Origin of the sequence: Streptomyces sp. NPDC053048 (assembly GCF_044547045.1) — a bacterium.
Classification (GTDB): domain Bacteria; phylum Actinomycetota; class Actinomycetes; order Streptomycetales; family Streptomycetaceae; genus Streptomyces.
The window spans coordinates 61,806-74,332 of record NZ_JBITZS010000009.1 but is presented as its reverse complement, the minus strand read 5'-3'; the positions used below and the strand labels follow the sequence as shown (position 1 = coordinate 74,332).

General features: G+C 69.7%; 13 protein-coding genes. 5 read left to right on the top strand and 8 right to left on the bottom strand.

All coding sequences use genetic code 11. The features are described from left to right. Nucleotides 1-182 precede the first annotated feature (182 nt). Nucleotides 183-761, top strand: coding sequence for a hypothetical protein (locus ACIG36_RS24120; protein ID WP_399931413.1), 579 nt, complete (start codon nt 183-185; stop codon nt 759-761). Here ACIG36_RS24120 and ACIG36_RS24115 read toward each other — a convergent pair. Both ACIG36_RS24115 and ACIG36_RS24110 read right to left on the bottom strand, forming a co-directional pair. Continuing rightward, nucleotides 745-1,017, bottom strand: a complete 273-nt coding sequence (locus ACIG36_RS24115) for a DUF397 domain-containing protein (protein WP_399931410.1) — start codon at nt 1,015-1,017, stop codon at nt 745-747. The two genes, ACIG36_RS24120 and ACIG36_RS24115, sit on opposite strands and share 17 nt — an antisense overlap. Continuing rightward, on the bottom strand, nt 1,007-1,840 hold the full coding sequence (locus tag ACIG36_RS24110; protein WP_399931407.1) for a helix-turn-helix domain-containing protein: 834 nt from the start codon (nt 1,838-1,840) through the stop codon (nt 1,007-1,009). Before ACIG36_RS24110 ends, ACIG36_RS24115 begins: the two co-directional genes overlap by 11 nt. Before the next feature lie 120 nt (nt 1,841-1,960). On the opposite strand from ACIG36_RS24110, the gene ACIG36_RS24105 reads away from it, so the two are divergent. From ACIG36_RS24105 to ACIG36_RS24095, 3 genes are all read left to right on the top strand, one after another. Beyond that, nucleotides 1,961-2,290 carry a hypothetical protein gene (locus tag ACIG36_RS24105; protein WP_399932345.1) on the top strand — a complete coding sequence of 110 codons (330 nt, stop codon included), beginning with the start codon at nt 1,961-1,963 and terminating at the stop codon, nt 2,288-2,290. Further along, a complete protein-coding gene (locus tag ACIG36_RS24100) occupies nt 2,176-2,601 on the top strand; it encodes a DUF6255 family natural product biosynthesis protein (RefSeq protein WP_399931404.1) in 426 nt (141 codons plus the stop codon). Before ACIG36_RS24105 ends, ACIG36_RS24100 begins: the two co-directional genes overlap by 115 nt. A 108-nt stretch (nt 2,602-2,709) precedes the next feature. After that, nucleotides 2,710-3,225: an RICIN domain-containing protein gene (locus tag ACIG36_RS24095; RefSeq protein ID WP_399931401.1), complete on the top strand. Its 516-nt coding sequence runs from the start codon at nt 2,710-2,712 to the stop codon at nt 3,223-3,225. Between the two features lie 250 nt (nt 3,226-3,475). Here the strand turns inward: ACIG36_RS24095 and ACIG36_RS24090 are convergent, their stop codons facing one another. Beyond that, nucleotides 3,476-4,057, bottom strand: a complete 582-nt coding sequence (locus ACIG36_RS24090; protein WP_399931398.1) for a hypothetical protein — start codon at nt 4,055-4,057, stop codon at nt 3,476-3,478. Continuing rightward, on the bottom strand, nt 4,054-4,437 hold the full coding sequence (locus ACIG36_RS24085) for a PadR family transcriptional regulator (RefSeq protein ID WP_399931395.1): 384 nt from the start codon (nt 4,435-4,437) through the stop codon (nt 4,054-4,056). Before ACIG36_RS24085 ends, ACIG36_RS24090 begins: the two co-directional genes overlap by 4 nt. Nucleotides 4,438-4,795: 358 nt before the next feature. On the opposite strand from ACIG36_RS24085, the gene ACIG36_RS24080 reads away from it, so the two are divergent. Further along, a complete protein-coding gene (locus tag ACIG36_RS24080; protein ID WP_399931392.1) occupies nt 4,796-5,437 on the top strand; it encodes a GNAT family N-acetyltransferase in 642 nt (213 codons plus the stop codon). Between the two features lie 12 nt (nt 5,438-5,449). Here the strand turns inward: ACIG36_RS24080 and ACIG36_RS24075 are convergent, their stop codons facing one another. From ACIG36_RS24075 to ACIG36_RS24060, 4 genes are all read right to left on the bottom strand, one after another. Further along, a complete protein-coding gene (locus tag ACIG36_RS24075; protein WP_399931389.1) occupies nt 5,450-6,640 on the bottom strand; it encodes a DUF1266 domain-containing protein in 1,191 nt (396 codons plus the stop codon). 11 nt (nt 6,641-6,651) lie between these two features. Continuing rightward, nucleotides 6,652-7,215, bottom strand: coding sequence for a GNAT family N-acetyltransferase (locus tag ACIG36_RS24070; protein WP_399931386.1), 564 nt, complete (start codon nt 7,213-7,215; stop codon nt 6,652-6,654). Nucleotides 7,216-7,343: 128 nt separating this feature from the next. Beyond that, nucleotides 7,344-7,700 (bottom strand): hypothetical protein, encoded by a 357-nt coding sequence (locus tag ACIG36_RS24065; RefSeq protein WP_399931383.1) that lies wholly within the window; start codon nt 7,698-7,700, stop codon nt 7,344-7,346. Beyond that, complete coding sequence (locus ACIG36_RS24060) at nt 7,697-12,517, bottom strand: putative T7SS-secreted protein (RefSeq protein ID WP_399931380.1); 4,821 nt, start codon at nt 12,515-12,517, stop codon at nt 7,697-7,699. The genes ACIG36_RS24065 and ACIG36_RS24060 overlap by 4 nt, the downstream gene beginning before the upstream one ends. Between the last annotated feature and the right edge of the window lie 10 nt (nt 12,518-12,527).

Sequence of the window (12,527 nt, the reverse complement as noted above, 5' to 3'; positions counted from 1 at the left end):
GCAATGGTGGTTGGGGCGGGGTGCGTGTGGCTATCCGGTGAGCCACCTAGGGGCGGTGGGGGCAGCACCCCGGGGTGACGTCAGGGTGGGGCGGAAATTCGCAGGTCAGGGGCGGATGGCTGGGGTAGGGTGCGGGGCCGCCGCCGGACGGCGGGCCGGGTACGGGATGGAAGGGTGACGACTTGGCACGGATCTGCCGCCTGATGGAGAAGACGTGGCAGCGCAACGAGGTGAGCAAGCGCGTCGACGTGCTGGCGAGCTTCCTGGCGTCGCGACCGCGGTACCGCACGGACGCGGAGGCGCGGGAGGCGCTGGCCGACACGGTGGAGATCGTGCGGGAGTCGCTCGAGGACGACAGCTTCGACGTGGCGCGCCGCTGCCTGGCCGACCTGGAGTCCGAGGCGGCGGAATGGGCCGACCACCCCCACTACCCGCGCGCACCGCGCCCGAGCGATGCCGACTCGCAGGTCCGCGACTACGTCAAGGACGAGGTGCGCGACCAGCTGAGCGTGAAGGTACGGGACGACGACCTGGGCCTGCTCCGGATGTCCCTCGGCCTCAGGGCGACGACCTTGACGCGCCTCCCCGGGCTCGCGGCGCAGGAGCGCGAGGACCTCTGGTACGTACAGGGGCGGGCCACGATGGCCTTGGACCTGGGCCACGTGGAGGCGGCACGGCGGGAGCTGAACCGGCTGAACGAGATGGTCGAGCGGTTCACCGCGGGGCCACCTACCGCAGGGCCACCTACCGTAGGGCGGTGAGCAGGGTGGCCCAGCTTGACGAGGGGAGCGTCAGGATGGGGCCTTGGGGGTGCTTGGAGTCGCGGATGCGGATGTGAGTGAGGGAGAGGTCGTTGATCTCGAGGCAGTTGTCGCCGCCCTGGTCGTCACCGACGTCGCTGTAGCTGGACTTGTGCCACGCTGCCAGGGCTTCGAGGCAGTTGTCGCCGCCGTCGTCGTCCCCCGCACCGCTGTAGCTCGACTTGCGCCACTCCGGTATGGGCCTCTCAGAGTGCATGCTCATATTCCTCCGCGACTGAAGTGATAAGGGCCAGTGACGCCTGGGAGGAGAGCGCATCACCCAGTGCGAGGTCGTAGGCGGCTCGGCACTGAGCGACCCTCGCCGGGTCGTCGTACACCTGTCCCGTCCTGACACCCTCAACGTACGCCAAGGGAGGGGCGTCGTCGAACGTGTACAGGGACAACGGGCTTGAGGTGAGCGCATGGCTGCCGATGCTGAAGGGGAGCACATGCAGCCGGATGCGACCGCTCTCGGCGAGCTGCGCAACGTGGCGCAGTTGCTGGGCCATGACGGCCCGTCCGCCGACCACCCTGCGCAGCACATGTTCGTCAAGAAGTACCCACATGGCCGGTCCTCCCGGATCGGCGAGAATGTGCGCTCGCTCCAGCCGCTCTCCAACTCGCTTGTCAACCTCTGCTGCTGTCACATTCAGCAGCCCCATGCGGAAGACCGAGCGAGCGTAGGGTGCGATCTGCAAGAGACCGGGGACGAGGGCGGCCCCGTGTTCCCGAATGCAGGTGGCCTGCTTCTCCAGCTCCACCAGCGGCGCGAAGTGCGCGGCGAATCGCGATGGGCTCAGCGTCGGCAGGAAGCGTTCGAAGAAACCGTCCGTCCCCAGCTCCTTGTCCAGCCGCCGGGCGTCCTCCACGCGCGGCTTGCGCCGCCCGGCCTCGATGTGGGCGATCATCGACGGCGAGCAGACGACGGCGTCGGCGAGCGACTGCTGGGTGTGGTTCGCGGCCTCGCGACGGATCCGCAGCTCTTCTCCGTAGGCCTTCCGGGCGATGGACGGTCCTTGTGCACTGGCGTCTTTGGCCATAGTGGCTAACTCCCGGTCTTGACGGCGGCGTTGGAGGGCTGAACCCCCTTCCGGAGACTAACCCCGCACGGCAACCATCTGGGCACAGTCTGTAAAGAACGAAGCCCGAAGGGAACGGACGTGCACGACAACACCACCCCGCAGGAGGCGATGACGTACCGGGAAGGCTCGTACGTCATCGACACGCGTAGCGGGACGCTGGCCCAGGTGATGGGGATCGTGGGGCCTCGGGTGCAGTTGAGGCACCCGGGTGGTGGGCGGGAGTGGGAGGTGCCGCCGAAGTGGCTGCGGCTGGCGACGCGTGCGGAGCGGGAGGCGGCCGTGGGGTGCGCGGAGTGTGTGGTGCTGCGGACTGCTCAGCGGCGGGCTGTGGATGGTGGGGAGAAGTGGGCGGCCGTGGAGGCGACGGTCGCGGTGCGACGGCATGTGCGGGAGGTGCACGGGTGGTGAGCGCGGTTCGTAACTGCCCGCATCATGCGGGGTGGTCGCAGGGCGCGGACGGCGTTTGGCGCTGCGACAGGTGTGGGACGCGCCGGTTCGAGGATTACGGGGCTCTCCGGCCCCCAGGACTGCCGGAAACGATCAAGCCGAGCCCTGCCGCGCTGCTGGCGAGGGACCGGGCGGCAGCCCGGTTCGTGGCGGAGCGGTTGCCGCGCGGTATCCGGTGGGGGCGGAAGGAGGCGGATCTGCCCAGGCCGTCGTGGTCGCCGTTGCGGCGGCGCACGTGCCGGGCTGCGCACGGGGCCTGCTTCGCGACCTGAAGCGCGTAACCGGTGAGGCGGGAGGCGCGATTTCGTCTCACCGGCGGCGGGCTCCGGCTCGTAGCGTCGACGACGACGAAAGCACGTGCACCCGCCTTGGAGGTACCTGTGAGTACGTCACGACGGTTGGGATCGCTGCTGGCGGCCGCGGGGCTGGGGCTGGTCGCCCTCTTCGCGACCTCGACCCCGGCCTCAGCCTCGTCTGCGGCCTCGGATCAGCCCGCCAAGCCGCGGGTCAAGGTCGGATTCATGATCGCCTCGAACATGAACAACAGATGCCTGGAGATAAGAGCGGGCAACGCCGGCATCGGCGCGCTGGTCGGCATGTGGGACTGCCACGGAGGCTCGAACGAGCGCTGGTACTGGGACGGCTTGACGATCCGCAGCGACCTCAACGGCAAGTGTCTCGACGTCGTCGCGGGCAATGCCGAGAACGGCGCCGCTCTCAACATGTGGGACTGCTACGGCGGAGCCCCGCAGCAGTGGGTCTGGGACGGCGCCCGGCTGCGCAACCCGGTGTACAACCGGTGCCTGACCATCGGCAACGCCAACTGGTGGAATGGGGCTTCCGTCATCATGTGGGACTGCAACCTGGGCTCTCACCAGCAGTGGCACACCACCTGACGTGTCTTTTGACCCCAGGCCCGAGGTGATGCCGAACTAAGGGGCGGAGTATCGATACAGCGCACCCCGTACGGGGGAGGACACGTCTGGAGTGATCAAGCCCGGGGAAGCCCTTGCCGGAACCAACTCACCACCGTGCAAGGAGACATCATGCTGCTCTTGGTCACCCAGCCCCTCGGTGCCGTCATGCGCCTCGTCGGCACCGCGCTGACTCCACTGCTCGAAGCCGCCACAGGTGCCCTTTGAGCCGTCAGTCGGTGGCGGGCTCGGTGGCCTTCTTGGCGCGTTCGTCGGCGATCAGGTAGGGGATACCGGGGAGCAGGAGCACCGGGAGGAACCAGAGGGGGAGCGTGAACAGTGCCTCGTCGCCGGCCAGCCAGTTGGTGAGCAGTACGGCGGGCAGACCGGCGACGAGGGCGATTCCCCAGCTTCCGGCCAGGCCCAGGGTGCCGCGTCGTATCTCCCACGTGACCGTGACGGCCGTGAGGACGGCGTAGAAGACCAGGCGGTCGGCGGTCACCGGGAGGTGAGCCGTCCAGTGGACCAGGCACGAGATCAGCAGTACGCAGCCGATCATGCAGCAGGCGAGCGACAGCGTGCGCAGCGCGCGGCGGGGGAACGAGGCGCGGGCGCGCGCCCAGGACGCGGCGAATGCCTTGACGTCGTTGCCGACGACGTCCTGCGGCGTCCGGCCGGCGGCGGCCGCGTCCTCCAGGTGCGCGGAGAGCTCGTCCATCATTTCGCGGACGGAGGCCTCGTCGATGCCTCGGTACTCCCAATTGCTGCGGCAGACGGCGAGTATCCGCTCGTTCGTCATGGCGGCGTTCGTCATGGCGTGCTGTCCCCCGTGATGGATTCGGTGTCGTCGTTCAGGATCCGGGTCACGTGCCCGGTGAAGGCGTGCCAGACGGCGCGGCCGGTGGCGAGTTCGGCTTGTCCGGCCGCGGTCAGGCGGTAGTACTTGCGCGGGGCGCCGCCGCTGGCGGACGGGGCGCGGTAGGAGGAGATGATTCCCGCTCGTTCCATGCGGGCGAGCAGCGGGTAGATGCTGCCTTCGCTGACGAGCTCGAGCCCGTTACCGGCCAGCGCTTCCACGAACTCGTACCCGTACCGGGGGCGTTCGGCGATAAGCGACAGCAGGCACAGGTCGAGCACGCCGCGCAGGAGCTGAGTGCGTCGCTGGTCGCCGGTGGCGGGCGGCTCCTTTGTCATGCGGTACAAGGTAGTGGGTCGTTGTTATGCGACGCAAGATACTTGCGGCGCAAGGTATGGGGTCGGTGGCGGGCCGGTGGGGCGCCCGGCGGGCGATCTCTGATCCAAAGGTATGAATATGTCGACATAGAGGCCTATCCACGTCGTTCTCCGGCAAGTCCTCTTGACATCACGTGCGGGGGGCTCTACCGGAGGGAGCCGCTATACGAGTGCTGATGTAGCCGGCATCGACGTGGACTGTCGCGGTACCCGGCGATGCCCATGCGGTCGGGGTGGCCACGGCGCCTGGGCCAAGGCCACCCCACCGTTCCGCGTAATCCGTTCGACCCGGTCGCGGTCCGTTCGGCACCCTCTCTTCATGGACACGCGCTTCTGGCCCCTGTACGGGCTGCGCATCACGACGCCGCGCCTTGAGCTGCGCCTTCCGGATGTGGCGACGCTCGACGCACTGGCGGCGGTGGCCGCCGGCGGTGTTCACGACGCGGCCGAGATGCCGTTCATCGTCCCGTGGACGGACACCACGCCCGAGGGGCGAGCCCGCGCCACGTTCCAGCATGTACTCGGCACCGTCGCGGAGTGGAGCCCGGAGCGGTGGACGCTGAGCCTGGCGGTGCTGTGCGACGGCGAGGTCGTCGGCCGGCAGGACCTGACCGCGTCCGACTTCGCGATCACGCGCGAGGCCGAGACAGGCTCCTGGCTCGGCCTGCCCCACCAGGGCCGCGGCATCGGCACGGAGATGCGTGCGGCAGTGGCCCACCTGGCCTTCGAGGGCCTGGGGGCCGTGTGCGTGACCTCGGCCGCGACGGCGGAGAACACGCGCTCGCTGGCCGTCTCACGCAAGCTCGGCTACCGCCCGGACGGGTTGCTGAGGGCGGCGGTGCGGGGTGAGGCACGCACGTTCCGGCGACTGCGGCTGGACCGGGCGTCGTGGGAGGAGCACCGGAGGGTTCCGGTGCGGGTGGAGGGGTTGGAGGGGTGCCTGGGGTTGTTCGGGGTGTGACCGTCGGACGGGCTACTTCCAGGGAATGTTCAACCAGGGACTCTGCGGGTCGGAGAACAGCAGGCGGTGGGCCTCGAGGACGCCCTGGTACCAGTTGCCGAACTCCTCGTCGTCGAAGTGGAGGCAGCGGCCGAGGACGTAGCCGGCGGAGAAGTCCGCCCAGGAGTTGTAGGTGGCCTGACTGACGCGTCCGGCGCGGATGACGGCGGCCTCGGCCTCGGCCACGCTGCCGAACCGCGCCCCCACGCCCCAGCGGGCCATTCCGGAGGCGCGCCCGTAGTCCCAGGCGAGCACGGAGCGGACGTACTTGCCGTCGGCGAGGAGCCCGTCGGCGCGGAAGCGGGCCTCGTAGCGGGTGATGCGCCCGATGAGCTGCTGGACGCGCGCGATCTCGGCGTCCGGGTTGGTGGGCGAGGGGGACTCGGCGGCGTTGCGCCGCATGACGCGCTCGGTGACCTCGCGCCAGTGCGCGACCTCGACGGGACCGCCGTACTGTCGCCCGATGGAGCGCCGAACTTCGAGAACGAACTCCCAGACCGAGCTGACCATCTCGCCGCGGAGCAGTTCCTCGAGATACTCCTGCCACTTGGCGCGATCGGTGACGCCCCACCAGCGTTCGAGGGTCCGCAGCTCGGTGGTGTAGCCGTGTCCGTGGTAGGCCATCGCGTTCCACGGCTCGTTGTTGTTCACCATCAGGAACGCGCCGCAGGCCAGCCCATGGGCGACGGGCCCGTGCAACGGCCCGCCGACCCACAGCGTGCGCACCGCCTTCGGCGGCGTCTGCGGCGCACGGTCGGCGTGCTCCTTCCACACGGCGCGGTGCGCGGGAGTGGCGGGGAAGAACGCCTCGCAGGGCGTGCCGGGGTTGACGGCGAGCCAGGCGTCGGGGCGGGGCCAGTAGTCGACGAGCTCGTCGAGGGTGTCGGAATAGAAGACGGGATCCTCGACGGGGGCGGGAAGCATGCCCTGGGTGAAGTAGGCGTAGCACTCGACCCCCATGCGGGGCTCCCAGTAGACGCCGGCCCGGACTTTTCCGGGGTTGGCGTCGGCGAAGGCGCGGGACATGGCGTGGTAGAGGTTGGCGCCGGCGAGCACATCAAAGTACGCCCCCCAGTCGCCCCGCCCCTTGGCCTCGTACAGCCGCTGCTCGACCTCACTGGGCGCCGCCCACGATGGCGCCGTCGCCGGCTCCGGTATCCCCATGATCGGCAACCTTAAGGGGTGGGGCGGGCCACCGAGGGGTCGCCCGGCTCCGGGTCCGTGGCCAGCCGGGCATGCGTTTCGACGTCGTACCGGACCCCGTCGTAGAGGAGCTTCTGCCGCTGCATGCCTTCGGCGGCGAAGCCGGCAGCGGTGGCGACGCGGCAGGAGGCGGGGTTGTTGACCCGATGCCCGAGCTCGAGCCGGAACAACCCGAGGTCGTCGAAGGCCCAGCGGGAGGCGGCCCGGCAGGCCCGGGTGGCGATGCCACGCCCGCGGGCGGCGGCGGTGGTCCAGTAGGAGACCCACCCGGTGGAATGCCGCCGATCGACGGCGCCGATGGTGACGTTGCCGAGCGTGATGCCGCTGCTGTCGACGATGGCGAAGGCGTAGGCTTCCCCGCTCTTCCACTGCCGGGACCGCGTCCGTATCCACTCCCGCGCATCGTCGACGGATTCGACGGGCTGCGGCGCCTGCCACCGCATTAGGGGCTCGGTGTAGGCGTCGGCGACGGAGGCGGCGTCGTCGCCGCCCCAGGGCCGCAGGGTCAGCCCGAAGGCTTCGATCACTTCACGCATCCAGTGAGTGTGCGGGGCGGGGCGTAGCGCTGCCATTGCCTGGCCGTGTCGATCTGCTCACAAGTGGCAGGTGGTCAGCCAGCAGCGGTCCGCATCTCCCCGCTGTGAGGCTGGAGGTTTCGTGCTTGCTACACCTCCATAGCCGAGATGTCCTCCATTGCTTCCTTGGCGAGTGAGCGCAGCTCTTGCCAGTCCGGAGAATTCTGCAGGCCGGCTACGGTCCAGACCTCCGGCCGCGAACCGGTCATTCGCTGCAAATGTTCGTCAATTGGGAGGACTGTCGTCAGTACGCTGTCCGGGAGAAGGCCCATGTCTGAGAGGCCGACGACGCGCCGGAAAGCGTCGTCGAACTCCAACGCCATTTCATCTGGATCGATGCGCAGGTGATGCACATATCGAGTCTGCGCCTCTGCGTCCGAAGCCAGCAGCTCGAGTGCCTTTTTTAGCAGCCTTACTGCGATTTCCGCCCGGTGCTCTTCGGTCATCGGATAATGCCTCCCAAATCGCCTTCCCATCCCTTCACTCGCCAGTATGCTCCATCTCCGTGATGCCCTCCGCCGGGATGCCATCGGAGCATTCGGCCGGTTTCATGGCCGCGTTCTGTGTACTCGCGAAGCACCCATCCCTGGCCTGCGTGATCGCCCTTTCCTAGGGTTTCCTCACGCCAACCCGGCCTATTCACCAGAGCGCCGCGCACCTCATCGGGAGTCACCCCGCCGCTGAGCACTTGCGGATTGTCCATGATGTCTTCGATGCCTTGTATCGACCCTACGGGTCCTGCCTCCTCGCGCAGTTGTTGCCGCAATCGCTCGCCGTTAGCCGCATTGGCCGGCCCATCTGACCCATCCCGTTCGTGGTAAGGCGCCAGCCCGAACGGGTCCGACCACGTATGTGGGTTGTCGACATAAGCCGCCGGGTTCGGCGCCGGTGCCAGCCCCAGTGGGTCCGGGGACGTGTATCTGGCCGTCTCCGGGTCGTAGTGGCGGTGGAAGTTGTAGTGGAGGCCCGTTTCCGGGTCGAAGTACTGGCCTGGGAAGCGGAGAGGGGTGTAGGCCTTGCTGGACTTCGGCCAGGTTGTGGCGCCCCACAGGGTTGAGCGGGTGCGCCAGGCTATGTCGCCCTGCTCGTCGACCAGTTCCGTCGGGCTGCCCACCAGGTCGGTGACGATGGCGAAGAAGCGGCTGTCTATCTCGCGTTGCGCGGCGTCCGCCGACGATATTCGTTCCGTCTGGGCGACCGGGCGCAGGCCGTCGTGGTCCCAGGTGAGGGTGACCGGGTTCGGGAGGGTGGCCGAGACCGTCGTCTGTTCGGTGAGAGTCGGGCCGTCCCACGTGAAGTCCGTTCGTTCCGCCACCGTGCCGTCCGGCGCCAGGCGCTGCTTGGCTGTGCGGCGGCCCAGCGGGTCGTACAGGTAGCGCCATCTCGTGCCGTCCGGGGTGGTCACACCCCGCAGGCGGTCCTCCGCGTCCCATTCGTAGCGCCACGTGTCCGGTTTGCGGGAGAGACGCGTCTTCTGGCGCAGGACCACGCGGCCCTGCGCGTCGTGTTCATAGCGGATGCCGCCCGCGCGCGTGATGCGGGTGCCCGTGTAGTCGCGGGAGCCCTGGGCCTCCTTGCCCGGGTGGGTCGTGGGCCAGGTGGCGTGCGTCTGGTTGCCCGCCTCGTCGTAGGCGTACCGTTCCTGCCAGCCAGGGGCGTTCACCGCCGTGACCCGCCCCGCCGCGTCCACGTCGAACGTGCGGTCGTTGACGGCCGTCAGGTAGCCGTCACGGCGGTACGTGAAGGAGCGGGTCTGCAGAGGCGTCGTTCCGGACGTCAGTCGCTGACTCGTCAGGCGGCCTGCCTCGTCCCACCCGTGGTGCAGCGTGACGTCGTTCCCGAAGTGGCGTGCGATCTCCCTCCCCACCGCGTCGTGTTCCACGTCGAACATGTGCCCCGACGCCGACAGGCTCGTGCGGCGGCCCGCCGCGTCGTACGTCCACTCACTCGTCGCGCCCATCGGCGTCACCCGGCGCACCCTGCGTCCCACGCCGTCGTACGTCAGCGCCAGCGTGTGGCCGTTCGTTGTCTCCGACTTGACCCGGCCGAGCCGGTCCCGGCTGTAGACCAGCGTCGCGTCCGGACCCACCGCCTCCAGCAGACGGCCCGCCGCGTCGTGCGCGTACGTCGTGACCTCGCCCGCCACGTCCTTCGCCACCACCCGGCCGAGCACATCGTGCTCATAGGTGATCGTCTGGCCCACGGCGTTCGTCCGGGCCGTCAGCCGGCCCGCCGCGTCGTGCGTGTACCGCAGGCCGCGGCCGTCGAAGTCCGTCTCCCCGACCAGGCGGCCGGCCGCGTCGTAGGCGTACTCCCACGTCAGTCCCTGCGGGTTGGTGACCCGCGTCAGCCGCAGCAGCGCGTCGTGCGTGAACTCATGACGCACCCCGTCCGGGCCCGTCTGCGCGGCGAGCAGGTCGAAGTGGGTGTACTCGTACGACGTCGTCGCGCCCAGCGCATCGGTGTGCGTCGTGCAGTTGCCCTCGCCGTCGTACGTCCACGTCTCCTCCGCACCGTCCGGCTCGACCCGGCGCAGAAGCTTTCCTTCCACCGACCACCGCATGCGCGTCGTCGCGCCCAGCGCGTCGACCACGGCCGTCACCCGGCCGAGGGCGTCGCGGCGGTAGGTGGTCAGCCCGCCCAGCGGGTCGGTCACCTCGGTCACCAGCCCGGCCGCGTTGCACCGCAGGCGCGAGGTGTTGCCGAGGGCGTCGGTCACCGAGGTCGGGTGGCCGTGGCTGTCGTACGTGAAGCGGGTGAGTGCACCCGTGGGGTCCGTGGTCGAGATGCGGTTGCCCGTGGAGTCGTACGTGTGCCGCCAGACCGATCCGTCCGGCATCGTCACCGTCTCGGGCAGGCCGAGGTCGTTGTACGAGGCCGTGGCCGCGCGCCCGTCGGGGCGTACGACGGCCGTCAGCCGACCGGTGTCGTCGTAGCGGTACTCCGTGGTCCGCTCGAGCGGATCGGTGTGGGAGAGGAGGCGGTTGTAGCGGTCCCAGCGCATGCGGGTGACCGCGCCGGCCGGGTCGGTCCGGGCGATGTGCTGAAGGGCGTCGTTGAAGACGTGACGCGTGGTGTGGCCGAGGGCGTCCGTGACGCTGGTGACGCGCTGTCCCGACTCCGGGTCCGGATCGCCGTACTCGATGACGGCCCGCATATGGCCGTCGACGCCGGACTCGAACACGCAGCGGTCGCGGTCGTCGTAGGCGTAGCGGTAGCTGCTGCCGTTGCGGTCGGTCCAGGAGGTGACGCGGCCGTGCTCGTCGTACGCGAATCGCAGCGCGGCGCCGGAGGAGTTGAAGACCTCGGTGAGATGGCCGTCGGTGTAGCCGTAGCGGACCAGCTCCGTGTCCGCCAGGTGGAGGGCGGTGATGCGGCCGGTGTCGATGTCGGTGGTGATGCGGATGTGGTAGCCGGAGTCGTGGGTGATTCCGGTGGGGGTGCCGTCCGCCGCGTACTCGAAGGTGATCCAGTGGCTGTTGCGGTCGGTGATCTGCTCCAGCAGGGCCAGTTCGTCGTCGTACGGGGCGAAGTGCCAGGTCAGGCCGCGCAGCGGGTCGGTGACGACGTACTCGCCGTCCACCGTGCGCTCCAGCGGCCAGCGCGGGCCGTCCGCCGGGAGGGTGGGGACGCCGGGCGCGGGGTGCGGGTAGGCGAGGAGCATGCCGTCCTCGCAGACGAAGACGACACCCTCCGCGTCGATCTCCAGGCGCTGGTCCGCGGTGCCGGCCCACGACGGGCCCAGCCAGCGGCCCGCCCGGTAGTTCGACCGCACCTGACGGAAGAAGCGGAGCGGCAGCGAACCGGGAAGATGTACGTCCGTCTGCGGGAGGTACATGTGGCCCGTGGCCAGGTCGACCGGGTCCGTGCCGTCCGCGCACACGGACTGTTCGTCGCGCGTGTTCCCCTTCGGGTTCTCGTTGGCCGACTGGCGTGCGGGGGTCGGCGGCTTCTCCGCCGAGGCGGCTTCCTTGGAGGCGGCTTCCTTGCCTCCGGGGCTGCCTCCGGATCTGCTTCCGGATCTGGCTTCGGATCTGGCCGCGGCCCCGGTCCTGGCCGCCGCTCCCTCGGCCCCTTCGATCGCGCCCCGCCGGGCCCCGGCGATCGCCGCGCGTTCGCCGGCCGCGGCGCCGGCGCTGCCGCCGCCCGTCAGGAGGGCCAGGGCGACGTTGCCGGCCAGGCGGCCGCCGGCCTCGGACGGGTCCTTGCCCCAGCCCTCGCCGACCAGGGTGGCGGGGACGCGCTCGGGGTGCGAGGCGAGGGAGAGCATCCCGGCGGTGGCGTTCGAGACGGCGCTCAGGTACTGGGCGGGGTGGGAGAGGTTGTAGGGGTCGGAGGGGTTGAGGCTGCGGGCCGCCTTCGTCATGTCCGTCACCGCGCGCAGTGCGCCACCGCCCACGTGCAGGACCTCCACCGCGCCGCCGTCGCGCAGGTCGGCGGTGGTCGCCTTCATGCGGTTGGTGAAGGACGGCTTCTGCGGGGCGTTCGTGACGGCCGCGTCGACCTTTGATTTCGCCTCGCCCGCCGCGGTGTTGCGCTGCTTGCGGGCCTCGGCCAGGATTCGCTCGGCTTCGTCGAAGTCCGACTTGCCGGGATTGTTCGGCTTGGTGGGGGCGGGGCCGGGGGCCTGACAGTTGCGGGCGGCCTCGGCGAGGGAGGCGTTGTAGGCGTCGACCTGGCGGTTGTACGCCTCGACGGCCTTCCTCTCGGTGTCCCTGCCACGCTTGTGGAGGCGGATGGCCTCCTTCGCCTGGCCCTGCGCCCAGGTGACGGTGTGGGCGTACGCCTCCAGCGCACCGGCCGCGGCCTCGCACGCGTCGGCCGCCTCGGCCCACTTCTTCGGCTGCTCCACGAACTTCGCCGTGAACGCGTCCGCCCCCTCGCCCTTCCAGCCGTCTGTCGCCCGCACCTTGAGCAGGGCGGTGTGTGTGGTGTCGAAGGCCTTCTGGAAATTGCGCAGGTGCTTGGCGGCGGCGTCGATCTGCTTGGCGTCGCCGCGGACGAGCTCCTTGGGGTTGTCGGTCTCGCCGAGCTGATGCTCGCGCACATGTGCGCCGAGATCGGAGGCGGTGCGGTCGCCCCAGTGCTCGACCGCGTCGGCGGCGTCGTCCGCGCCGACCTTGTGCAGTCCGGCCGCGGCGACGTCCGTGCCCTTGTCGACGGCCTCGCCGAGAGCCTTCTTCCCCTTGTCGAAGGTCTCCTCGGCCGCCGCGCCCACCTTGTTGACGGCCTTGGCGGCGATGTCCCAGACGTCGTTGCCCATTTACTCGTTG